Below are 22321 nucleotides of genomic sequence, written 5' to 3' on the forward strand. Positions count from 1 at the left end.
GCTCCACCCGCAGGCGGTGATCGAGTACGGGATTGAAGAAATTGGCGACGTCGCCGGCCGCCCAGATGTCGAGGCGCGGGTGAGCAACCGCGCATCGGCCACGATGCCGTCATCGACTTGCAAACCGGCCTGCTCGGCCACGGCCGCATCCGCAGTCCTGCCGGCACCCACAATCAGATAATCGTGGACGTGCTCCATGCCCGCCCATGGCTCATGATGCGCCGAGCCGCGCGCCTGCGAAGTACCCGGCAAAACGCAGCGGATGAGACGCCGCCACGTACACTTGGCAGCCAGAATCAGGGAAACCATCCATGCCATCGACTGAAACACTGCTGATCGTCCTCGTCGTGATTGTCACCGCCGTGTTGCTGCTGCAGCTGGCGTCGCTGCTGCGCGGTCGTGGCGATGCCGGCCTGAGTCCCCGGCTGGATGCTTTGAAGGATGACAACGAGCGCCTGCAGCGCAGCTTGCGCGACGAACAGCGCGCGGGCCGCGAGGAACTGCAACAGGGCTTCGATCGCTTCCGTGGCCATGTCGGCGAACAGTTGGCGGGAATGAACCAGCAGCAGGCCGAACGCATCGACGGCTTCGGCCAGCGGTTGAACCTGCTCACCGAACGTACCGACAACGGCTTGCAATCGCTGGCGCAACGCCTCGCCGAAGATGCGCACAGGAGTCGCGAGGAAGTCACCCTGTCACTCAACCGTTTCGGCGAGCAGCAGCAGCAGCGCCTGGCCGCGCTTACCGGCGACAACGAGAAGCGCATGGGCGAAGTACGCGCCACGCTGGAAGCGAAGCTCGGCGCGATCCAGCAGGACAACGCCGCCAAGCTCGAACAGATGCGAGCCACCGTCGACGAGAAGTTGCAGAGCACCCTGGAGACACGGCTGGGCCAATCGTTCCAGCTGGTTTCCGAGCGGCTTGAGGCGGTGCAGCGCGGACTCGGCGAAATGCAGAATCTGGCGATCGGCGTGGGCGACCTGAAGCGCGTGCTCACCAACGTGAAGCGCCGCGGCATCCTCGGCGAAGTGCAGCTCGGCGGCCTGCTGGAAGACCTGCTGACCAACGAGCAATACGCCGCCAACGTCGCCACCGTGCCCGGCAGCAGCGAACGGGTCGAGTACGCGATCCGCATGCCGGGCCAGAGTGATGGTGAGAACGTCTACCTGCCGATCGATTCGAAATTCCCGGTCGAGGACTACCAGCGCCTGCTCGAAGCCCAGGACGCGGCTGACGCTGACGGAGCGGCCGCCGCAGGGCGCGCACTGGAAGTCCGCGTGCGCGAGGAAGCCAAGCGCATCCGGTCCAAGTACGTCGCGCCGCCGCACACCACGGATTTCGCCGTGCTGTTTCTGCCGACCGAAGGTTTGTATGCCGAGGTGCTGCGCCGGCCCGGGCTGTTCGAGAGCCTGCAGCGCGACCATCGCGTCACCGTGGCCGGCCCCACTACCCTGAGCGCCCTGCTCAACAGCCTGCAGATGGGCTTCCGTACGCTGGCGATCGCCAAGCGCAGCAGCGAGGTGTGGAAGCTGCTTGGGGCGGTGAAAAACGAGTTCGGCAAGTTCGGCCTCGTGCTGGAAAAGGCCGAACGCCAGCTCAACACGGTGAGCAAGAGCATCAGCGATGCCGGCAAGAAGACCCGCACGATCGAAAAGAAACTTCGCGGTGTGGAGTCTCTGTCTGCCGAAGACACCACCCAACTTCTCGGCCAGACCTTGATCGAAGACGACGGCGGCGACACGGGCCCCGACACCGAAGCGGACGAAGAAGCATGAACGAACCGCAACGACCGCTGGCTGCACATCGTTTCCAGCTTGGACTTCTGGCCGATGAGTTGTTGCGGCTGCGGCAGGCGCTGCCGGCGAGGGACCGCCTGATCGTCGGATTCACGCACGCACTGCGCGCCGTGCTGGCTGCGAGCCTGAGCTACTACGGTGCGCTCGGGCTGGGCTTGGGCCAGGGCTTCTGGGCCGCGATCACCGCCATCTCGGTCAGCCAGAGCAGCTATGCGGAAGTGCGCAACTCGTCGCGCGACCAGTTCGTCGGCGCGATCATGGGCGGCCTGATCGGCATGGGCGCCGCGATGCTCGGCCATGATCACTACCTGGCCTACGTGCTGGCGGTGATCGCCGGCATGATGCTCTGCTCGGCCTTCAACCTAGGCGCCGCCGGCCGCATCAGCGGCACCACCACCACCATCATCATGCTGGTGCCGCACACCGGTGCATTCTGGCAATTCGCCCTGTTCCGGCTGGGCGAAGTCACCCTCGGTGCCGCTGCGGCCCTGCTGGTGACGCTCGTGTTCGACATGCTTGAACGACGCCTGTTCGCCGGTCGCGCCTCATCGTAAAGACGACTTGACCCCGGCGGACGTCGCCGAAATCCGATCGTGGGTTAACCCCATCGACAGCGCTACGGCGTTTCAACCCATGCATCGGTTCGCGATGCATGCCGGAGGCGCCCCATGAAAACCCTGTTGCTCGCGCTCGCCTTCGCGGCGAGCCTGGCCGATGCCTCGTCCGCCCTGGCGGTGGGCCGCCTGGTCGATCTGAGCGTGTATGACCGCGACAGCCAGCGCGCACTGCCGGTGTACCGGCACGATGGCCGCTACTACATCGCCGGTGAACCGGGGCATCGCTACCAGATCAGCCTGCGCAACCGTGCCGGTGCCGACGTGATGGCAGTGCTCTCGGTCGATGCGGTGAATGCGATCTCCGGCGACAACGCGGACTGGTCGCAAACCGGCTATGTGCTGGACCCCTACGCCAGTACCGACGTGCTCGGCTGGCGCAAGAGCATGTCGCAGGTCGCCGATTTCGTGTTTGCGGATTACGCGCAGAGCTACGCGGTGCGCACCGGTCGCCCCGACAATGTCGGCGTGATCGGCGTGGCGGTGTTCCGCCGCCAGCGCGTATACCCTCTGCAGGTGATGCCGGCACCCGTGGCCGATGCGGCATCTCGTGAAACCTATGCACCGATGCCCGCACCTGCTCCAGCCCAGGCTCCAGCCGCGGAATCGATGTCCCGTTCCGCCGCCGCTCCCAGTCCGTCGATGGCTGCACCGACCACCCGAACTTCCATGAATCTGTTGCCGCAGGCCAAGGCCCAGGCCGATGGCCCGCTCGGTACCGGCCACGGCCAGCGCGAGGACTCCTCGATCACCTACGTCGACTTCGAGCGCGCCTCCCGCACGCCGGACGAAGTGATCACGCTGTACTACGACACCTGGGAACACCTGCTTGCCCGCGGCGTGGTGCCGACGCCGCGCCCGCGCACGCCGGAACCGTTCCCGGAGCATTTCGTGCCCGATCCCTGAGCACCAGCGCATCACCGCGGGGATGCCCTTGCAGGGTGGAAATACGGGTATTGCCTGGCGCATTCGCTAAACTGGCGGGAATCCGCAGAACCGAAGGAATCCCCATGAGCGACCAGCACGACGTCACCCGCGAACAGGCTGAAGAGGCGGTGCGCATCCTGCTGCGCTGGGCCGGCGAGGACCCGGCCCGCGAGGGCCTGCTCGACACGCCCAAGCGCGTGGTCAAGGCGTACCGCGACTGGTTCAGCGGTTACGAAAGCGACCCGGGCGACTACCTGCGCCGCACCTTCAAGGAGGTGAATGGTTACGACGAGATGGTGGTATTGCGCGACATCGAGTTCGAAAGCCATTGCGAGCATCACATGGCGCCGATCATCGGCCGCGCCCATGTGGGTTACCTGCCGACCAACCGCGTGGTCGGCATCAGCAAGCTGGCGCGCGTAGTCGAGGGTTTTGCACGCCGCTTCCAGGTGCAGGAGAAGCTCACCGCGCAGATCGCCCAGTGCATCCAGGAAACCCTGCAGCCGGCCGGCGTGGCGGTGGTGATCGACGCCAGCCACGAATGCATGACCACCCGCGGCGTGCACAAGCGCGGCGTGTCGATGGTGACCAGCCAGATGCTCGGCACCTTCCGCGACGACGCGCGTACCCGCGCGGAATTCCTGCAGTTCATCGGCATCCACGGCGGCGTGCGCTGATGCACCGCCTGTTGCTTGCGCTGGCGCTGGCGGTTCCCTGCGCCACGTTCGCGCAGAGCACGCCAGCCGAATACCTCAGGCAGTTCGACACCAATGGTGACGGCAAGGTCAGCGAGGCCGAATACGTGGCCTACATGAGCCAGGGCTTCTACCGCATGGACGCCAACCACGACGGTATCCTGGAGGCCAACGAGCTGCCGGGCGGCCGCGGCAAGCCGATCACGCTGAAGGAATACCAGGAAAACCTGCGCCGCCAGTTCCACAAGCTCGACCGTCACCACCACGGCTACCTCAACGCACAGGAACTCACCGCGCCACCGCAAGGCTGACCGCCAGCCCCTTCCTGCAGCGGAATATCGAGAATTCCCCATGCGCGAGATGTACCCCGAAATCGAGCCATACCGCACGCATCGCCTTGCGGTCGATGCGATCCACACGCTTTATGTGGAAGAGTGCGGCAATCCCGCCGGTGTGCCGGTGGTGTTTCTGCATGGCGGCCCGGGTGCGGGACTGGCGAGTTACCACCGCCGCTTCTTCGATCCGGCGCGCTACCGCATCGTGCTGTTCGACCAGCGCGGCGCCGGACGCTCCAAGCCATTCGCCAACCTCACCGACAACACCACCTGGCATCTGGTCGCCGACATCGAGGTGATCCGTGAGCAGTTGGGTATCGAACGCTGGGTGGTGTTCGGCGGCTCGTGGGGTTCCACCCTGGGGCTGGCCTACGCGCAGACGCATCCGGAACGCGTGCTCGGCCTGGTGCTGCGCGGCATCTTCCTGTGCCGGCCTGAAGAGATCCGCTGGTTCTACGAGGAAGGCGGCGCGTCGTGGATCCTGCCCGAGAAGTGGCAACGCTACGCCGCAGCGATTCCGCCCGAAGAGCGCGGCGAGATGATGGAAGCCTACTGGCGCCGGCTCAGCTCGACCGACGAGGTGGTGCAGCTCGCCGCCGCGCAGGCATGGGGCGCCTGGGAGGGCGGCAGCATCACGCTGGAGGAAAGCCCCGGCACCGAGGCCAGCTTCGCCACACCCGACGTCGCGCTGAGCCTGGCGCGCATCGAGGCGCACTACTTCCGCCATCACGGCTGGTTCGAGCCCGGCCAGCTGCTGCGCGACGTGGCGAAGATCCGCCACATTCCCGCCACGATCGTGCACGGCCGCTACGACATCATCTGCCCGGCAAGGAGCGCCTGCGACCTTCACGCCGCTTGGCCAGAGGCCGACTTCCACATCGTGCTGGCCGGACATGCCGCGTCGGAACCGGCGATCATCGATCAGCTGGTGCAGGCTACCGACCGGTTGGCGGATCGCTACACCTGAATATCCGAATGCGGCGCAAGAAACGGGTGTCGTGCGCCGGCTGCAGCCTTCGGCGCACGCGGTGCCGGTGAATTCTCCCAAGGCTGCGCGCCAAAGCCGGCAAACACCCTTGCGCCCACCGGCGCGACTGCCTCGACGACCTTATTGGCGTCGTTTGAACAATCTCTTGAGCAGCGGCGAACGCGCATTTTTCGCCGCCTTCAATTCGCGCAGCAGCGCCATCCGATCGAGCGACTCCACCGATGGGAATGCCTGCGCTGCCTCATTCGCTGGCGCTACGGATGATTCGGGGTTGAGCTCGCTCCCGACTCTCACCAGATCGGGATTCGCCAGAGACCTGTGCAACTCCAACGCGGCCTCCTGATCGATCGCAGAACCCAGATACGGTTTGAGCTGCTCGTAGAGGTATTCGCCGTCCTCGACCATTCTTGGAAAATCCAGGAACACGATCGGCACCCTGCGCCCGACCAGGGCATGGATCACCTGATGGAAGCCGACCGCCAGTATTCGCGCCTGATCGATGGGATTCAGGGAATAGACCACGCCGCCGGGCGTCTTGCCCCAGGTTTCCCATTTTGTGCACTCCTCCATCAGCTCGGGGTCACGCAGGGTTGCGTAACGCTGGCGCATTTCGAGAGTGACCCGGCTGGATGCGGCTTCGACCAGATCGCGCATCGGCAATACGGCGACATCAATGGTGATGTCGCCGCGATTCAAAAGGCGGTCGACGAACTCGTACAGCCAAGGTGTCTTGATGACATACGGCAGCTTCTTTCCCGGGGTCGGAATGTCTTCCAGCCCGGCGTTCGCATGCTTGAACAACGAAGCCTTCGGATGCTGCGTCAGATGCGTTTCCAGCCCGCAACCGTGTAGATACTGCACAAGAAACGTGGTTCCCGCCCGCCCTGTCCCTGCGATCAACAAATGGTGTTTCATGCCTTGTCGCTCCCTCTTCACACTTACCCGGACGCCCGACTTCCCGAATGCAGGCATCGGGATCGGCACAGCAAAAACTTGCGAATCGTTACTCTAACGTTCATGTATATGACAGGTTGACCCGGTCGCACGAATCGGCCGAGCCTCCGGCACTATCTGCCGGCCGAACGCAGCAAAGTGCTGCCCTGGATGAGCTTCGAACAGGAGCGCGATCGGCACGCCGCAGCACTTGGAGGCATGCCGGCGAATGACCATGCCGGCCGCATGATCCGACCGAAGCCATGCGCAAGAATGCACGGCGCGTTGAGGCGCAGGCCGTCGACGCGGCCATTCATCGCTGATGAGGGCTACACCATCGGCGGCATGGCCATCCTCGCCTGAATCACGTGGACCGTAGGCATCGGAATGTCGCATGCGAACTTTCGTGCGTGGGTTACCAAGCTCGAGGCGCCGCCGGAATTTCCAGCCGTACCTCGCATGGACGGCTGGACCTGACGGGCCTTCCGTCACAGGCGGGCAACCGCGCGGCGGTGGCATACTCGGGGTTTACGTCATCCCCCTGCATCGGAGTTTCATCATGCGCCTGCTTTCCGCCTTCACCCTGGGGGTGCTTGTGTTGCCGCTGACAGCTTATGCCAGCGAGCCGCATTCGTATGCGCAGCCCGACCAGGTGGTCGTGACCCATCTCGATCTCGACCTGAAGATTGATTTTCCGCACAAGCAACTCGACGGTCAGGCCACGCTGAAACTGGACTGGAAAAACCCGCAGGCGCCATCGCTGGTGCTGGACACGCGTGACCTGAAGATCGCGAAAATCGAAGCAGTCGGCACCGATGGCAAGGTCACGCCGCTGAAATATGCGCTGGCGCCGCGCGACAAGCAGCTCGGCCAGAAACTCACCATCGCCGCGCCCGCGCATCCGGCCCAGGTGCGCATCGTCTATGCCACTTCGCCCGGCGCCTCCGGCCTGCAATGGTTGACCCCGGCGCAGACGGCGGACAAGAAGCTGCCTTTCATGTTCTCGCAGTCCGAGTCGATCCATGCGCGTTCGTGGGTGCCGCTGCAGGATTCGCCGGCGATCCGCTTCACCTACGACGCCCATGTCAGTGCACCGAAGGACATCCGCGTGGTGATGAGCGCGCTCAACGATGCCAAGCATCCGTTGAACGGCGACTTCCACTTCGACCAGCCGCACCCGATTCCGTCCTATCTGCTGGCGATCGGCGCAGGCGACATCGCGGTGAAGGAGACCGGTCCGCGCTCGGCCGTGTATGCCGAGCCATCGGTGGTCGGCAAGGCGGCGCACGAGTTCGAGGACACCGAGCAGATGATCGCCACCGCGGAGAAGCTGTACGGCCCGTACCGCTGGGGTCGCTACGATATCCTGGTGCTGCCGCCGTCGTTCCCGTATGGCGGCATGGAAAACCCGGACATGACCTTCGCCACGCCGACCGTGCTGGTCGGCGACAAGAGCCTGGTCTCGCTGGTCGCGCACGAGCTGGCGCATTCGTGGTCGGGCAACCTGATCACCGCTGCATCGTGGCGCGACATCTGGCTCAACGAAGGCGTCACCACCTACGTGCAGGGCCGCATTACCGAAGCGCTGTACGGCAAGGGCCTGGCCGACGAAGAAGCGCTGCTGTCGGCCCATGCGCTGCAGAAGGAGATCGGCGACATGCCCGCGAATTCGCAGAAGCTGGCTCCCGATCCGCGCGGCATCGATGCCGATGATTCGCTGTCCGACGTCGCCTACGACAAGGGCTCGTGGTTCCTGCGCACGCTGGAGCAGCGCTTCGGCCGCGATGCGTTCGACAACTACCTCAAGGGCTACTTCGACCACTTCGCGTTCCAGAGCATCACCACCGAGCAGATGCTCGGCTACATGAAGCCGAACCTGATCGAGAAATACCCCGGCAAGATGAGCTGGGCCGAAGTGCAGGACTGGGTCTACGGCACCGGCATCCCGAAGGATGCGCCGCTGCCCGAGTCGCCGCATTTCGACACCATCGACCAGGAGCGCAGCGCCTTCCTCGCCGGCCAGATGGCGGCCGACAAGCTCGGCGCCAAAGACTGGAACACGCAGGAATGGATGTACTTCCTCGATCGCCTGCCCGACGCCCCGCCGCTGGCGAAGATGCAGGAACTCGATGCCGCCTGGCATCTCACCGGCACCCCGAACGCCGAGATCGGCATGCGCTGGTACAGCCATGCGATCGCCGCCGGCGACAAGGCCGTGTGGCCCGCCGCCGCCGAGCACATGACGCGGATCGGCCGGCTGTATCTCACCCTGCCGCTCTACCAGGCGCTGGTGAAAACACCGGCCGGCCTGAGCTATGCCGAGCAGGTCTACGCCAAGGCGAAGGACGGTTACCACCCGCTGACCCAGCAGGCGGTGGACGCGATCTTTGCCAAGGCCAGGAAAGCCGGAAAGTAAGACGTCCATGGCGCGTCCGTCCGCCATGCGGGCGCGCCCCACCTTCCCCCCACTTCAAGACTTGCCCATGCCGTCATCCGCAAACCCCACGACCACGCCGCTATGGAAACGCATGCTGCTGCGCCGGCTGAAATTCCTAGCATGGCTGGTTGCCGTGCTGGCGATCGTGCTGGGCGGCAGCTATCTGTTTGCGCCGCAGCTGCTGATGCGTGCCAACTTCATGCGCGAGGCAATGGCCGCACATCTGGCAAAGCATTCCGTGCAGGCTGGCGATACCCGCTGGGTTTACTACGAGGGCGGCGACGGCCCGACCATCGTGCTGCTGCACGGCTTTGCCGCCAACAAGGAAGTATGGTTGGAGGTCGCGCAACGGCTGACGCCGCATTTCCACCTGATCATTCCCGACCTGCCCGGCTGGGGCGAGTCCTCGCGCAACACCGGTGCCAGCTACAACGTCGATGCCCAGGCGGCGCGGCTGCAGGCGTTCGCGCAGACGCTCGGACTGCAGAACTTCGTGCTGGTCGGCCATTCGCTGGGTGGCGCCGTGGCCGGCGTCTACGCGAGCGAAAACCCGGAGCACGTGCGGGAACTGGCGCTGGTCGACGCCTACGGCCTGAAGTCCCAGGAGAACGCGTTTGCCCGCGAAGCACTCGCCGGCAAGAACCCATTCCTGTTCGACGACCGCGCCGGCTTTGCACGTGCCTCCGCGCTGGCCTTCGAGAAGCCGCTCGACCTCCCTGGCCGCTTCGTGGACGTGCTGGTCAAACGCAACCAGCGGGATCGAACCTTCATCGAGCGGAACTTCAATGAACTGCGCGACCCGTCGCAATACCTGGCGCTGCAGAACCGGTTGGGCCAGCTGGGCATGCCGGTACTCGGCCTGTGGTGCCACGACGACAAGATCGCCGACATCTCGGCGCTGGACAGTCTGCGCAGCAACCTGACCCATGCCAGCTCGATCGGCACCAGCGTGCTCAGTGGCTGCAACCACATGCCGATGCTGGAAAAGCCCGAGGAAACCGCGCAAATCCTCACCGGATTCGCGCTTTCGCATTGATCCGGCCTGGAAAATCGGACCCTCCGGTCATATGCGAGTCAGCTTGGCGGAGCACATCATTGTGAATTGCCGGTGACAACATGGGAGAATGCGGGCACAGCCTCCAAGGGCGGCGTGCTTTCATGCAAGAAAACGGAACCATGCAGCGACCGATGAAACGAAACCTGCTACGCACGGGCGTGGACGCCATCGTGCGGATGTCCTCCACCCGGGCGAACTACTGGGCCGAGGTGGCCCTGGACGTCACACTGTGCCTGGTCCTGCTGGTGGAAGGCTGGATGCACCGCACCAGCCCGCTGACTTCGCTGCTGGCGCTCGCCCTCGGCCTGCTCGCTTTCAGCTTCATCGAGTACTTCTTCCACCGGTGGATGTTCCACACCCGGATCCCGCTGTTCGAGCAGGGTCACCGCATGCATCACGCGCAACCGCTGGGCTACGACTCGCTGCCGTTCTTCCTGCCGTCGGCGGTGCTGCTGTGCCTGACCGGCCTGCTGGTGCTGGTCATGCCACTCGGCGTCGCACTGCTGATGGCCGGTGCGATGACCTTTGGCTACATCGCCTACGGCCTGAGCCACTTCACCATCCACCACGTACGCTTCCGGCAACCGCTGCTGCGCCGCTGGGCCGCGTCGCACCATGTCCATCACTATCACCCCGACAGCAATTTCGGGGTCACCACGCCGCTGTGGGACGTGCTGCTGGGTACGCGCTACGTGCGGCAGCCGCGCAAGGGCTGAGCCGGGCTCTCAGAGAATGCCGGGTATCAGCGCCTTGACCCGCCGCATGTAGTCGGCGTAGGCCGGGCCGAAGTGTTCGCCCAGCCAGGTTTCCTCCAGTCGCAGCTTGCGCCAGAACGACACGAACATGATGGCGAAGCCCAACAACGCGCGCCATTCGCCCAGCAGCACCACGGTGCCCAGCAGCGCCAACAGGATGCCGGTGTAGATCGGGTGGCGCACCCAGCGATACGGCCCACGCTCGATCAGCTCGTGATCCTGTTTCAGCTGCACTTCGCTGCTCCAGTTGCTGCCGAGGATGTAACGTGCCCAGCAGGCGAACAGCACGCCGGCCACGATCAGCAGCAGGCCGCCCAGCGCCGTCGCATAGGTATCCGGCAGCAAATGCCCGCCTAGCAGCGTGCCGTCGAGCCAGGTTGACGGCCACATCAGCAGGATCGCCAGGATGATCGGCAACCAGTATTTGAAGAATCGCGGCAGCGCCGGCTCCGCGCGCGTGGACGGCTTCAGCCGCCGGGCACTCCACAGCCAGTAGGCCAGGAAGAACAGCCACGCCGCCACTGCCAATGTCGTGAACGAGATATCCATCATCGACCTCAGACGCCCCCTGCCACATGAAGTCCCGATTCGGCCGCTCTACCGTCCCCGCGCAGCTGCGCCCGCGGGCAAAAGCCCCGGCTTCAATCGGCGACGTCGTCGATCAGCCGGTCGAGTTCCGCCTTCAGCACCGCGCCATGCTGGCGCAGCCAGTCGCGCTGCTCGCGCCAGTCCGGAAACAGGTTGCCGACCTGCGCCCAGAACCGCGGCGAATGATTGCGCACCTTGAGATGACACAACTCGTGCACCAGCACGTAACGCAAGGCAGCCGGCGGCGCCAGCGCCAGCGCCAGATCGAGATTGATGCGGTCGCGCGTGTCGAGGCTGCCCCACAGGCTTTTCATCGGGCGGATCTTCAGCGCGGTCGGTGCCAGCCCCAGCTGCGGCACGTAGCCGGCCAGCCAGCGCGAGACGTCACGGCGGATCAACGCCTCCAGGTGTGAAGCGAGCAGGCCGCGGGCGATCGGCAATGCGCGGGTATGCGGGCGCGGAATCACCAGGGTCAGCCCCGTGGCATGCGGCTCGATCTTCGGATAGGCACCTTCGGCCCAGTCCAGCTCCGCCATCTCGCCGCGCAGCGGGAAGCTGCAGGGATAACCCAGCCGCAGCGGCGGCAGCGGCTTCACGATCAGGTGCAGCTCGTCGAGCTTCTGTTCCAGCCACTCGGCGTGGCTGCGCAGGAACGCGCTGACCTGGGCAGGGTGGGTGCCGTACGGATAGGTCACCCGCGCACCCTTGGGCGTGACGGTGAGCCGCAACCGGCGCGCGCGCGGATGGGCGGCCTTCAGCACCCGAATGATGCTGCCGCCTACGGTCGCCAGTTCCAGCCAATCGCCTTCCAGATGCTGCGCCATGAGCCTGCCCGTTCTTACCCCGGCCTGTCGGTATTGGAAATCAGGAAGTCCGCACCGCCCGCAAGCGGGCGGACGACCAGTATGCCGCTGCGGCAGGCCAAACGGGAATGGGCCATTCGTTCAGCTGTCGGCGGGGCGCGGCAGCCCGAACCATTCCTCCAGCTTGCCCAGCAGCCGCTCCAGTTCCAGCGTCAGCAGGGCGAAACTGGCGTCCAGCTCGGCCTGGGCGTCCTGCTGGCTGTCGCCCAGCTCGTCCATCACCACGTCGAGGAACTTCAGCTTGCGGATGATCAGATCCTCGCCCAGCACGAAGCTGATCCGCTCATCGAACGTGAGACCGAGCAGGAAGACCTGCTTGCCGTTGCGCAGATGCTCCTTCACTTCCTCGGCGTCCAGGTCCTGCCGGCGGCAGCGGGCGATCGCACCGGCGGCGGTGGCCGGGTCGCGCAGCTCGCATTCGTCGCCCAAGGCCAGCCCGGCCGGCAGGTTGCCGGTGGCCAGCCAGTCGGTCATCAGCACGCGCGGGCCTTCCTCCGGCGCCAGCGGCACCGCCGGGAAGCTGCCCAGCGCCTCGCGGACCTGGGTCAGGGCGTTCTCGGCCGACTTGCGACTGGAGGTATCCAGCACCAGCCAGCCGTTTTTCGTGTCGACATAGGCGGACATCCGCGAGTTGCGCACGAACGCGCGCGGCAGCAGCTCGTTCAGCAGATCCTCCTTGATCCGCTTGCGCTCGCGGCCGCCGACCTTGCGGCCTTCCTCCTCGGCGATCTTCTGCACCTTGCGGTGCAGCTCGTCGTTGATCACCGCGGCCGGTAGCAGTTTGTCCTCACCGCCCACGGTGAGCAGGGTGCAGTGTTTCACCGTATGCGTGAGCGGCTCGCCTTCGCCGCGACCAACCGGTGGCACGAAGCCCTTGGTGAACATCTCGAGTGGCCCGCACGGACGCAGCCGGTGTTCGGCCAGCGCTTCATCGAGGCGTTTCAGATCGGTGGCAACGGCGGGGGAAAAGCGGAACAGCGTGAGATTGCGAAAGAACATTCAAGATCCGGATGAGGTGCGGCCCGAAGGCGAAGTTTGCCATGCGGTCATTCTGGTCCAGGCCGGAATGACCGCATGATGACGGGTGAGAGGATCAGCCGCTGACAGCAGCTACGGCAGCGGCCACGGTATCGAGGTTGGCACGATTCAACGCCGCCACGCAGATGCGGCCGCTGTCGAGCGCGTAGATCGCGTACTCGTCGCGCAGCCGGTGCACCTGCGCCTTGCTCAGGCCCGAATAGGAGAACATGCCGGCCTGCTTGTTGATGAAGCTGAAATCCGGTGCCTCAAGCGCGGCCAGCTTGTCGACGAAGCCGGCACGCATCGCATGGATGCGCGAGCGCATCTCGCCCAGTTCCTGCTCCCAGCGCGCGCGCAACTCGGCACTGCCGAGGACGCCGGCGACCAGGCTGGCGCCGTGCGTGGACGGGCTGGAATAGTTCGCGCGGATGGTCTGCTTGATCTTCGACAGCAGCCGCACTGCCTCGTCGCGATCGGCACCGACCATCGATAGCGCGCCGACGCGCTCGCCATACAGGGAGAACGACTTGGAATAGGAGTTCGCGACCACGAACGCCTCGATCCCCGACGCCGCAAGCAGGCGCACCGCGAGGGCATCCTGCTCGGTACCCTGATCGAAACCCTGGTAGGCCATGTCGATGAACGGCAGCAACCGGCGTTCCTGCAGCAGTGCGATCACCTGCTGCCATTGCGCCGCATCCAGATCCACGCCGGTCGGGTTGTGGCAGCACGCGTGCAGCAGCACCACGGTGCCCGGCTGCAGTTTGCCGAGATCCTCCAGCATGCCGGTGAAATCCAGGCCATGGCTGGTCGGGTCGTAATAGCGGTACTCGAGCAACTCGAAGCCGGCGGTGCGGAACACCACATGATGGTTGCCCCAGCTCGGGTTGCTGATCGCGATCTTCGCGCCAGCGCCGGCCACCTGCTTCAGCAGATCGGCCGCCACACGCAACGCGGCGCTACCACCGATGGTCTGCGCGGTCGCCACCCGACCCGCTGCCAGCAGTGGCGATTCGGCACCAAACAGCAGTTGCTGGGTGAGCAGGTTGTACGCCGGCAGGCCGTCGATCGGCAGGTAGCCGCGCGGCTTGCCGGCCGCGACCAGCGCCTGCTCCACTTCGTGCACGGTCGGCAGCAGCGGGATGCGGCCCTGTTCGTCGATGTAGATGCCCACGCCCAGATTGATCTTGCCCGGACGCGGATCGGCCAGGTAGGTCTCGGTCAAACCCAGGATCGGATCGCCCGGGGCCATTTCAACGGATGCAAAGAAGGACACGGTGATTACTCGGCTGGTGGTGTGGAAAGGTAGGCGGGGTGTTCAAGCTTGCGCGGCCACGGTCTCATCCGCTGCGTCGGCCGTCCATGCCGACATTTCCGCCGCCGGCGCGCCCAGACTGAAATCGAACAGCTTGCGATCGGCCAGTTGCGAGGGTGACACATGGCCGAGCGCGCGGAAAATGTTCTCGCTGCGACCAGGCTGCAGCTGTTCCCACTCGGCCAGCATGCGCTGCACCGCCTTGCGCTGCAGATTGTCCTGCGAGCCGCACAAGTTGCACGGAATGATCGGGAACCGCTGCTGCGCCGCGTACTCGGCAATGTCGTTCTCGCGGCAATACGCCAGCGGCCGGATCACCACATGGCGACCGTCGTCCGAACGCAACTTAGGCGGCATCGCCTTCAGCTGTGCCTGGTAGAACATGTTGAGGAAGAACGTGGCAAGGATGTCGTCGCGATGATGCCCGAGCGCGATCTTGCTGATGCCGTTGGCCGCCGCCCAGCTGTACAGCGCACCGCGGCGCAGCCGCGAGCACAGGCTGCACATGGTCTTGCCGGCAGGGATCACCCGCGTCACCGTGCTGTAGGTGTCCTGCTCGATGATGTGGAACGGCACGCCGCGTGCCGTCAGGTACTCCGGCAGCACGTGTTCGGGGAAGTCCGGCTGCTTCTGGTCCAGGTTCACCGCGATCAGCTCGAAGCGCACCGGCGCCTTCGCCTGCAGCTGCAGCAGGATGTCCAGCAAGGTGTAGGAATCCTTGCCGCCGGACAGGCATACCATCACCTTGTCGCCGTCCCCGATCATGCCGAAGTCGCCGATCGCCTGCCCCACCTGGCGACGTAAGCGCGCGGCCAGTTTGTCGGCCTCGGCGGCTGGCGTGCGGGAACGATGAGGGTGGGCGGACATGACGACCAATCGGGCAAAAGGAACCGCCATTGTAGCCGGCTGGCCGATCGACTTCCGGAGATGCCAAACGGCGCTAGACTAAGGCGGTTCTCCCTAGCCGTTGCCGCCGCCATGCAGGTTCAGGATCACGCCGAAATCGTCCATCTGCTCGCCGAGCTGAAGATGGAGCATCGCGATCTGGATGCGGCCATCGAGCAACTGGCCTCCGCGATCGGCCGCGACGAGCTGCAGCTGACCCGGTTGAAGAAGCGCAAGCTCCTGCTGAAGGACCACATCGCCCGGCTCGAGAGCAAGCTGATCCCCGACCTCGACGCCTGAACGCCATCCGCCTCGCCCGCCGGACTATCGATGAACCGCCTGACCCCGACCTGCCTGCAGGACGAATACGTCGTACTGGAGCCGCTGGGCCTCGATCACGCGGCAGCCCTGGAAGCCGCCGCCGCAGACGGCGAACTGTGGAACCTGTGGTTCACCAGCGCACCGGCACCGGGCCAGGCGCATGCCTATGTCGAGAAGGCCCTGCAAGGCCAGGCCACCGGTGTGATGCTGCCGTTCGCCGTACGCGAACGGTCGAGCGGCGACATCGTCGGCACCACCCGCTATTACGACTTTGTTCCCGAGCTGCCGCGGCTGGCGATTGGCTATACCTGGTATGCAAAGCGCTGGCAGAAGAGCCATCTCAACACCGCCTGCAAACGCTTGCTGCTCAGGCACGCGTTCGAGGCGCTGGACTGCGTGGCGGTGGAGCTCCACACCGACCACCGCAATCTCGATTCGCAGCGCGCGATCGAGCGCCTCGGCGCGCAGCGTGAAGGCGTGCTTCGCGCCCACAAGCGACGTCCCGACGGGACGCTGCGCGACACCGTCTGCTACTCGATTCTCGCCCGCGAATGGCCGGATGTGGATCGATGGCTGGGGTTGCGGCTGGAGCGCCTGAGCGACACGCGGACAACCACGGCAGGCACGGCTACAGCAGGCGATTGACCAGCCGGTCGAGGCTCGTGCGATTGAGCCGCTTCAGCTGCTTGCGCACTTCCGCCGGATAATGCCGCGGGCTTTCCAGCGCCAGATGATCGGATAGCCGGGTGGCATGCCGTCGCAACGCCACCCACTCGGCCTGATGCCTTGCATGCAGCAGGCGCGCCGGATCATGCAGCAGCAATCCGTTTTCCAGGTCCAGAGCCCATGCACGCGGGTTGAGGTTGTTGCCGGTCAGCATGGCCATGTCGTCGTCGACGAACAGGCCTTTCAGGTGATAGCTGTTGTCGCCGTCGCGCCACAGATGCAGGTTGAGCTGGCCGCTGGCGATCTGCCGGCGATGCGCCCGTGCGAAGCGCCGCAGATTGTTCTCGTACAGGTAGGGCAGCAACCCGATCGTCTTGAACGGTTGCCCCGGCGGAATGTAGAAATCGTTGGCGGTCTTGTCGCCGACCATGATGTCGATCGTGCAGCCTCGCCGCAGCAACTGGCCGAGCACGACCCGCACCGGCCGCGGCAGGTTGAAATACGGCGTCAGCAGGATCGCCCGCTCGCGCGTGCTGCGCAGCAAGGCCAGCATGGTGTCGTTGAGTGCGTTGGCGCCGCGGCCGAAACCAAGCAATGGCGTCACCGCCACGTCATCCGCCCCCCGTGCGGCATGCGGCACGTCATAGTGGGCTTGCTGCAGCAGCTGACGGAATTCGCGGATCGCCGTCTGCAGCGCACGCGTGGCGGGAACGTCCGGCACGTTCAATCGACGCACCGCATCGCTCTTGGCGAAACAACGCTGCACGAAATCCGCCATCGCATCGGCCAGACCCTGATGCCGCAGCAGGTGATAGCGGTCGAGCCGGTAGCGTCCATGCCGCTGCAGGTAGACATCATTGAGACTCGCACCGCTGTACAGCACGGCGTCGTCGATCACGAAACCCTTCAGGTGCAGCACGCCTAACAGCTCGCGGTTCTGCACCGGCACGCCGTAGATGTCGACGCCCGGCCCGAGCCGCGCGGCGTAATCGCGGTACATGCTCGCGTTGCCTTCGCTCTTCTGCTTGCCGATCAGCCCGCGCTGCGCGCGATGCCAGTCGACGAACACCGAAACCTGCAGCGCCGGATGCCGCGCCTTTGCCGCATACAGCGCATCCAGCACTTCACGCCCACCCTCGTCATCCTGCAGGTACAGCGCGACGATCACGATACGGCGGGTGGCCTGCGCAATGTGTCGCAGCAAGGCCTGCCGGAACGCGGCTGGATCGGGCAGCACATCGATCGCCATGGCCGGCACCGCATACGCCGGCAACGTCTCCAGCAGCGCCTGCGTTGCCGGCCTGCGCAGCGGCGACAGCATGCGCCGCGCCAGGCGACGTGGAGTGGTCATCAACTTGTTCATGGGAAGCATGGCGTCCAGGGCACCGCGCATCATCGCAAACCCTTGCAGATGCGCATAGCTGCAGCCAGCACACGCCCCGACCAGGCCCGTCGCGAGGCGATCCAAGCCGTCGTCACTATGCACCAGCACGGCACTTGCAGGCCGTTCCCTGCCGGCGCATAACTGCCGCGGGGGCAATCTGCGATAGCGCATTACCGACGCCAGACGGGAGGGCCGATCATGGGGCAGGTAACGGAAGCGCAACCCTTTACGGGCGCCCTGCCCGCCACGGGCGAGGAACAGGCTTTCTGGCATCGACGGGAAAAGGCCGGCGTCCCGCCAGGCGCCCCCGGCATGGGCCTGGCCCTGTCCGGCGGCGGCATCCGCAGCGCGACCTTCTGCCTCGGCCTGTTGCGGGCGCTGGCCAGAAACGGTGTGCTGCACCGCTTCGATTATCTGTCCACAGTCTCCGGCGGAGGCTACACCGGCGCAGCGTTTGGACGGCTGTTCAACCAACAGGTGCCGCCGGCAGATCCGGTGCCCCCAGCGCCCACATCGACACAGCCAAGCGTCGAGCAAGGTTTGCGTGACGACACCTCGCTGCTGCTCTGGTGGTTGCGCAGCAACGGGCGCTATCTGACGCCTGCCGGCGCCGGCGACCTGATGCGGGCATGGGCGGCACAACTGCGGGGGTTTCTTGCCACCCAGTTCGAAGTGGCCGCACTCATCGTGCTGGCATCGGTCCTGATCGTGCTGCCCCATCTGCTTGGCTATGCCGCGCTGGACAGCACGTTGCCGCTACCGATCACCTTCTGGTGGCTGGCCATGCTGCTGCCCGGCTGGCTCGGCATGTTCATGGGCTTTGCCTACTGGTGGTTGCGGGACCCCGAGGACGTTTCGCCTGCGTCGGTCTTGAGCGATCTGGCCATCTGCCTGCTCACGCTCGTACCTGGCCTGTGCCTGTTGACGAAAGGCTGGCATGACGCCGCCTGGAGCCTGACGCTGATCGCGCTCGCCCTCCTGGCGGCGCCGCTCGCCAGGATATGGACATGGCTACGGGGAAAAACGCTGCTGGACAATCCTGCCCAGGGCCGGATTCGCTACACCTCCGCGTTGAGCGCGACGCTGCTATGCCTGTTCGGCCTGCTGGTCGCGGGCGCGGCCGATCTGTTCAGCTGGTTCCTGGCCGATCAGCTCGCCCAGGGTACGTTGCACGCGCAGATCATCGGCGGGACCGGCGTGACGGCGATCCTGGCCGCCCTCGGACGCTTCACGCTGCCGCTGCTGCAACCACACGGCAAGCCATCGCTTGGCCGGCCTCCACTCATGCTGATCGCGAATATCAGCGGCATGGTGTTGCTGGTCTTGCTGGCGATGCTCTGGCTGGGCGCGCTGCAGTATTTCGTCTTCTTCGCGTCGTTCTGGAGTCTGCCGCTGCGCTGGATGATGATCCTCGCCACTAGCCTGCTCTACATCATCCTCACCGGGCGCAACCTGCAACAGATCAATCGCTCGTCGCTGCATCCGTTCTACCGTTCGCGGCTGGCGCGCACCTATGTCTCGGTCGGCAATAGCCCACCCACCGGCAAGCCGGGGCACACCCGCTTTCCGGCGTCGCCGCTGTCCAGCAAGGCCTCCGGCATGGCCAGCGGGATCGCCAAGCTCAGCGAATTGCTGGAAGGGGACGATATCGCCCTGCCCGACTACGCGCCGCACGAGCATGGCGGCCCCATCCACCTGATCAACTGCTGCATCAACCAGACCATCGACGACCGCACCGATGTCTATAGCGCCGACCGCAAGGGCGTCTATCTGAGTCTGAGTTCGCTGGGCATGGAAATCGGCTCCTCGCCGTTCCAGCCGGCGCAGCCAGGACCTGCGCATCCGCTGGCTGGAACGACGCTGGCCGAGTGGATCGCCATCTCGGGTGCGGCTGCCGGCTCGGGCATGGGTTCGCTGACCCGGACCGGACTGGCGGCGTTGTGTTTCCTCAGCGGTTTTCGCCTGGGCTACTGGTGGCGCAATCCCGTGGGTGCAGCTTCGTTCTCATGGTCGTGGCTCGGAAAATCGCGGGCCGCCCTGCAGGAGATGCTGGCCCGCTTTCCGGGCGTGCGCAGCCCGGTCTGGTATCTGTCCGATGGCGGGCATTTCGACAATACCGGCGTCTACCCGCTGCTGAAGCGAAAACTCGAATTGATCGTGCTGGCCGATTGCGGCGCCGACCCGAGCTACGTCTTCGCCGACATCGAGAATCTCGTGCGCAAGGCGCGCATCGATCTGGACACCAGGATCGAGTTCATCGATCCGGCCAGCCTTTCCGTTCGCCAGGTGCTTCGTGATTGCTTCGGCACGCCGGACAGCATCATGCCCGGCCCCGGCTCGCAGCATCTGCTGCTGGCACGGATCAGCTACCCGGGCGACGCCACCGGATACCTGCTGGTAGTCAAGCCTCGCCTTACCTGCGAGCTGCCGCTGGACGTGGCAGGTTACGCCGACCGCAATCAGGACTTCCCGCAGCAAAGCACCGCGGACCAGTTCTTCGACGAAGCCCAGTGGGAGAGTTACTGCAAGCTGGGCACGGTACTCGGTGAACCGATCGACGACGCCCTGCTGCACATCCTGCCGGCGCTGGTCAAGAAAGGCGTCATCGTGCAAGCCAATGCCGTCAGCAGCGAGGAACAGAAAAGCGGTCTCACGCGACGCCAACGCATCGGCGCAACCATAGGCGCCTCGTTGAGCGCGGGCGCGCTGGTCACCGCGCTGTTTGCCGGCTGGCAGGCCTGGGATGCTCATCTCGGCGCAGTCCAATCCCAACAGAAGGCGCTGCACCAGGACGTCGCTTCCATCCAGATCGCCATGAACAGCCTGCACACCGAGTTGGCGACCATGGACAGCAACTCGCCGTACAAACCGCTGCATGACGAGGTCTATCGACTCATGCGGAATTCCGATGGCCTGCAGATCGATGAGAACGTAAAGGCTGCCTTGATCAGTCTGTCCACCGAGATCGGCGCCGCCTGCGGCAAGCTGCACGCGGACGATCCGCTTCTGAACGACTGCACGCAGGACAGCCATGGACTGGCGGCCATAGCCAGCCCTCCCTCCGGCTGGGCAAGCCTGGCCAGCCAGTATCAGGCTTCGGCGGCGACGTCTTCAACCTGGCGCGACTGGATGCATGGATGGCGTTTAATGGATCAGTCATCACGGATGGCCACTACCGCATCTCCGGGTAGCGCAGCAGCCGGCCCAACCGCGCCGGCACCACCTGCGGCACCCGCCCCGGAACCGGGCATCGTCGGACAGACTGCCACCGCCGGAGATGCCGCCAGCACGGTGCTCGCCGCATGCAACAAAACCGGGCTGGTGCCGCCGCAACGATTTGTCCTCTACACGCAGATTTACACCGAGGCACAGCGCGAGAGCATCAAGCCTCTGTTGCAGCAACTCGACGACATGGGCCTGACGACCGCCGGCATCGAGAACGTCATGGCCACCGCCGCACGCGCAGGTCGCAAACCGCCGATCGCATGGGACAAGCCGGTGTTTCTCTACAGCAGCTACAGCGAACAGGGGCAAGCTTGCGCGCTGGCGATGGCAAACTGGCTTGATCTGCAACCGGGCTTTGGAAAAGCCAAGGCCGCTGCCATGCCTCTTCCGGTGCGGCTGCGTGGCCGATCCGACGTGATCGAATTCTGGATACCGCAAGCCTCGACCGTGGCCGCGCCGGCACACGAGTAATCGCATGCGGCGTCGAACCAGGCGCGGACTTTCGCCAGCATCTATCGCCTGCCCGTGTCGGGCTGCACCTCGATCGTGGCAGTCATGCCGGCGGCAAGCACAAGGTTGGCTGGCAGGTGGTCGCTGTCGATCGCAATGCGCACTGGCACGCGCTGCGCGAGCCGCACCCAGTTGAAGGTGGGATTGACGTTGGAGAGCAGGTCGCTGCCGGTCGGGTTGTCACGATCACCGATGCCGCGTGCGATACCGGTGATCGTGCCCTTGAGATGTACGCCACCGGCCATCAGGCGGATATCGACCGGATCGCCGATACGCAACTGCGGCAACTTGGTTTCCTCGAAATAGCCGTAGATGTAATAGCTGTGGCTGTCGATCAAGGCCAACCGTGGACTGCCGACGGCAGCATAGTCGCCGACGCGCACGTCGAGGTTGGTGACGTAGCCGTCCGTCGGCGCGCGCACGTCGGTGCGGGCGAGGTTGAGCCTGGCGGTATCCAGCGCGACCTGTGCCTGCTCCACCGCGGCGAGCGCCTGTTCGCGCGCGGCACTGGCCTGGCTGCCGCTGGCCTGCGCCTGCTGCCAGCTGGCGCGGGCGGCTTCGGCGGCAGAGGCGGCATCGGTACGCGTTTCCTTGGCGATCACGTCGCTGAGCTGCTGGCGTCGCGCGGCCTGCTGCTGGCGCATCTCGAACTCGGTCTTGCGCGCGGCGGCGGCGGCCAGCGCGGCATTGATGCTGGCCCCGGCGGCACGCGCACTTGCTTCCGCGGCGGCAAGGTTGGCCTCCGCCTGCGCCACCGCGTACTTGTAGCGGTCCGGATCGATCGTGAACAACAGGTCGCCCTTGTGCACGGCCTGGTTGTCGAGCACCGCCACCCGGGTCACCAGCCCGGACACATCCGGCGCGATGCGCACCACTTCGGCACGCACGCGGCCGTCGCGCGTCCACGGTGAATACAGGTAGTGCTTCCACAGCGCATGGCCGAGCAGCAGCGCGATGACGACAACGACGGCGGTGATCAGGAAGCGCAACAGCGATTGGGTTTTCAT

Annotated in this window: 20 protein-coding genes; 12 read left to right on the plus strand and 8 right to left on the minus strand. The window is 65.2% G+C overall.

All coding sequences use genetic code 11. The features are described 5' to 3' along the window. Positions 1 to 311: 311 nt before the first annotated feature. The 6 genes from rmuC (at position 312) to pip (ending at position 5334) form a co-directional block, all read left to right on the plus strand. Positions 312 to 1775, plus strand: a complete 1464-nt coding sequence (gene rmuC, locus B0E46_RS11345) for a DNA recombination protein RmuC (RefSeq protein WP_077555900.1) — start codon at positions 312 to 314, stop codon at positions 1773 to 1775. Beyond that, on the plus strand, positions 1772 to 2350 hold the full coding sequence (locus B0E46_RS11350) for an FUSC family protein (RefSeq protein ID WP_077555901.1): 579 nt from the start codon (positions 1772 to 1774) through the stop codon (positions 2348 to 2350). The genes rmuC and B0E46_RS11350 overlap by 4 nt, the downstream gene beginning before the upstream one ends. Before the next feature lie 114 nt (positions 2351 to 2464). After that, positions 2465 to 3316 carry a hypothetical protein gene (locus B0E46_RS11355; RefSeq protein ID WP_077555902.1) on the plus strand — a complete coding sequence of 284 codons (852 nt, stop codon included), beginning with the start codon at positions 2465 to 2467 and terminating at the stop codon, positions 3314 to 3316. A gap of 104 nt (positions 3317 to 3420) precedes the next feature. After that, positions 3421 to 4014: a GTP cyclohydrolase I FolE gene (folE, locus tag B0E46_RS11360; RefSeq protein WP_077555903.1), complete on the plus strand. Its 594-nt coding sequence runs from the start codon at positions 3421 to 3423 to the stop codon at positions 4012 to 4014. Beyond that, positions 4014 to 4343: an EF-hand domain-containing protein gene (locus B0E46_RS11365; RefSeq protein WP_077555904.1), complete on the plus strand. Its 330-nt coding sequence runs from the start codon at positions 4014 to 4016 to the stop codon at positions 4341 to 4343. The genes folE and B0E46_RS11365 overlap by 1 nt, the downstream gene beginning before the upstream one ends. 40 nt (positions 4344 to 4383) lie before the next feature. After that, complete coding sequence (pip, locus tag B0E46_RS11370) at positions 4384 to 5334, plus strand: prolyl aminopeptidase (RefSeq protein WP_077555905.1); 951 nt, start codon at positions 4384 to 4386, stop codon at positions 5332 to 5334. A gap of 141 nt (positions 5335 to 5475) precedes the next feature. On the opposite strand, the gene B0E46_RS11375 is transcribed toward pip, so the two are convergent. Beyond that, entirely contained in the window at positions 5476 to 6270 is a 795-nt protein-coding gene (locus B0E46_RS11375) for a hypothetical protein (protein WP_139350515.1), read from the minus strand. A gap of 577 nt (positions 6271 to 6847) precedes the next feature. On the opposite strand from B0E46_RS11375, the gene B0E46_RS11385 reads away from it, so the two are divergent. The 3 genes from B0E46_RS11385 (at position 6848) to B0E46_RS11395 (ending at position 10498) form a co-directional block, all read left to right on the plus strand. After that, the gene (locus B0E46_RS11385; protein WP_077555908.1) at positions 6848 to 8704 is read left to right on the plus strand and encodes a M1 family metallopeptidase; all 1857 of its coding nucleotides are present in this window, start codon (positions 6848 to 6850) and stop codon (positions 8702 to 8704) included. 67 nt (positions 8705 to 8771) lie between these two features. Then, positions 8772 to 9761, plus strand: a complete 990-nt coding sequence (locus B0E46_RS11390) for an alpha/beta fold hydrolase (RefSeq protein WP_254425128.1) — start codon at positions 8772 to 8774, stop codon at positions 9759 to 9761. A gap of 152 nt (positions 9762 to 9913) precedes the next feature. Then, on the plus strand, positions 9914 to 10498 hold the full coding sequence (locus tag B0E46_RS11395; RefSeq protein WP_077555910.1) for a sterol desaturase family protein: 585 nt from the start codon (positions 9914 to 9916) through the stop codon (positions 10496 to 10498). Positions 10499 to 10507: 9 nt separating this feature from the next. Here B0E46_RS11395 and B0E46_RS11400 read toward each other — a convergent pair whose 3' ends face one another. From B0E46_RS11400 to ttcA, 5 genes are all read right to left on the minus strand, one after another. Further along, complete coding sequence (locus B0E46_RS11400; protein ID WP_077556048.1) at positions 10508 to 11086, minus strand: isoprenylcysteine carboxylmethyltransferase family protein; 579 nt, start codon at positions 11084 to 11086, stop codon at positions 10508 to 10510. A gap of 92 nt (positions 11087 to 11178) precedes the next feature. Beyond that, positions 11179 to 11949 carry a YgjP-like metallopeptidase domain-containing protein gene (locus B0E46_RS11405; RefSeq protein ID WP_077555911.1) on the minus strand — a complete coding sequence of 257 codons (771 nt, stop codon included), beginning with the start codon at positions 11947 to 11949 and terminating at the stop codon, positions 11179 to 11181. 120 nt (positions 11950 to 12069) lie between these two features. Then, positions 12070 to 12987, minus strand: a complete 918-nt coding sequence (locus B0E46_RS11410) for a recombination-associated protein RdgC (RefSeq protein ID WP_077555912.1) — start codon at positions 12985 to 12987, stop codon at positions 12070 to 12072. A gap of 94 nt (positions 12988 to 13081) precedes the next feature. Further along, entirely contained in the window at positions 13082 to 14284 is a 1203-nt protein-coding gene (locus B0E46_RS11415; RefSeq protein ID WP_077555913.1) for an amino acid aminotransferase, read from the minus strand. Positions 14285 to 14326: 42 nt separating this feature from the next. Then, on the minus strand, positions 14327 to 15190 hold the full coding sequence (ttcA, locus tag B0E46_RS11420; RefSeq protein ID WP_077555914.1) for a tRNA 2-thiocytidine(32) synthetase TtcA: 864 nt from the start codon (positions 15188 to 15190) through the stop codon (positions 14327 to 14329). Between the two features lie 111 nt (positions 15191 to 15301). On the opposite strand from ttcA, the gene B0E46_RS11425 reads away from it, so the two are divergent. Both B0E46_RS11425 and B0E46_RS11430 read left to right on the plus strand, forming a co-directional pair. Then, on the plus strand, positions 15302 to 15508 hold the full coding sequence (locus tag B0E46_RS11425; protein ID WP_077440623.1) for a DUF465 domain-containing protein: 207 nt from the start codon (positions 15302 to 15304) through the stop codon (positions 15506 to 15508). Between the two features lie 30 nt (positions 15509 to 15538). Then, positions 15539 to 16174, plus strand: a complete 636-nt coding sequence (locus B0E46_RS11430) for a GNAT family protein (protein ID WP_077555915.1) — start codon at positions 15539 to 15541, stop codon at positions 16172 to 16174. On the opposite strand, the gene pssA is transcribed toward B0E46_RS11430, so the two are convergent. Next, positions 16158 to 17558: a CDP-diacylglycerol--serine O-phosphatidyltransferase gene (gene pssA, locus B0E46_RS11435; RefSeq protein ID WP_077556049.1), complete on the minus strand. Its 1401-nt coding sequence runs from the start codon at positions 17556 to 17558 to the stop codon at positions 16158 to 16160. The genes B0E46_RS11430 and pssA overlap by 17 nt on opposite strands. A gap of 219 nt (positions 17559 to 17777) precedes the next feature. Here pssA and B0E46_RS11440 point away from each other — a divergent pair, with 219 nt between their 5' ends. Then, complete coding sequence (locus B0E46_RS11440; RefSeq protein ID WP_077555916.1) at positions 17778 to 21275, plus strand: patatin-like phospholipase family protein; 3498 nt, start codon at positions 17778 to 17780, stop codon at positions 21273 to 21275. A 41-nt stretch (positions 21276 to 21316) separates the two neighbouring features. On the opposite strand, the gene B0E46_RS11445 is transcribed toward B0E46_RS11440, so the two are convergent. Then, positions 21317 to 22321: an HlyD family secretion protein gene (locus B0E46_RS11445; RefSeq protein WP_077555917.1), complete on the minus strand. Its 1005-nt coding sequence runs from the start codon at positions 22319 to 22321 to the stop codon at positions 21317 to 21319.

The organism is Rhodanobacter sp. B04 (genome assembly GCF_002001125.1).
Lineage (GTDB): Bacteria > Pseudomonadota > Gammaproteobacteria > Xanthomonadales > Rhodanobacteraceae > Rhodanobacter.

What these genes read in the sequence shown, in the direction of transcription:
- pip (WP_077555905.1), top strand. Translation starts at nt 4,384, where the DNA reads ATGCGCGAGATGTACCCCGAAATCGAGCCATACCGCACGCATCGCCTT.
- B0E46_RS11350 (WP_077555901.1), top strand. Translation starts at nt 1,772, where the DNA reads ATGAACGAACCGCAACGACCGCTGGCTGCACATCGTTTCCAGCTTGGA.
- B0E46_RS11440 (WP_077555916.1), top strand. Translation starts at nt 17,778, where the DNA reads ATGGGGCAGGTAACGGAAGCGCAACCCTTTACGGGCGCCCTGCCCGCC.
- B0E46_RS11355 (WP_077555902.1), top strand. Translation starts at nt 2,465, where the DNA reads ATGAAAACCCTGTTGCTCGCGCTCGCCTTCGCGGCGAGCCTGGCCGAT.
- B0E46_RS11445 (WP_077555917.1), bottom strand. Translation starts at nt 22,321, where the DNA reads ATGAAAACCCAATCGCTGTTGCGCTTCCTGATCACCGCCGTCGTTGTC.
- rmuC (WP_077555900.1), top strand. Translation starts at nt 312, where the DNA reads ATGCCATCGACTGAAACACTGCTGATCGTCCTCGTCGTGATTGTCACC.
- B0E46_RS11385 (WP_077555908.1), top strand. Translation starts at nt 6,848, where the DNA reads ATGCGCCTGCTTTCCGCCTTCACCCTGGGGGTGCTTGTGTTGCCGCTG.
- B0E46_RS11395 (WP_077555910.1), top strand. Translation starts at nt 9,914, where the DNA reads ATGAAACGAAACCTGCTACGCACGGGCGTGGACGCCATCGTGCGGATG.
- B0E46_RS11390 (WP_254425128.1), top strand. Translation starts at nt 8,772, where the DNA reads ATGCCGTCATCCGCAAACCCCACGACCACGCCGCTATGGAAACGCATG.
- folE (WP_077555903.1), top strand. Translation starts at nt 3,421, where the DNA reads ATGAGCGACCAGCACGACGTCACCCGCGAACAGGCTGAAGAGGCGGTG.
- B0E46_RS11405 (WP_077555911.1), bottom strand. Translation starts at nt 11,949, where the DNA reads ATGGCGCAGCATCTGGAAGGCGATTGGCTGGAACTGGCGACCGTAGGC.
- B0E46_RS11410 (WP_077555912.1), bottom strand. Translation starts at nt 12,987, where the DNA reads ATGTTCTTTCGCAATCTCACGCTGTTCCGCTTTTCCCCCGCCGTTGCC.
- ttcA (WP_077555914.1), bottom strand. Translation starts at nt 15,190, where the DNA reads ATGTCCGCCCACCCTCATCGTTCCCGCACGCCAGCCGCCGAGGCCGAC.
- B0E46_RS11375 (WP_139350515.1), bottom strand. Translation starts at nt 6,270, where the DNA reads ATGAAACACCATTTGTTGATCGCAGGGACAGGGCGGGCGGGAACCACG.
- B0E46_RS11365 (WP_077555904.1), top strand. Translation starts at nt 4,014, where the DNA reads ATGCACCGCCTGTTGCTTGCGCTGGCGCTGGCGGTTCCCTGCGCCACG.
- B0E46_RS11400 (WP_077556048.1), bottom strand. Translation starts at nt 11,086, where the DNA reads ATGGATATCTCGTTCACGACATTGGCAGTGGCGGCGTGGCTGTTCTTC.
- B0E46_RS11430 (WP_077555915.1), top strand. Translation starts at nt 15,539, where the DNA reads ATGAACCGCCTGACCCCGACCTGCCTGCAGGACGAATACGTCGTACTG.
- B0E46_RS11425 (WP_077440623.1), top strand. Translation starts at nt 15,302, where the DNA reads ATGCAGGTTCAGGATCACGCCGAAATCGTCCATCTGCTCGCCGAGCTG.
- pssA (WP_077556049.1), bottom strand. Translation starts at nt 17,558, where the DNA reads ATGAACAAGTTGATGACCACTCCACGTCGCCTGGCGCGGCGCATGCTG.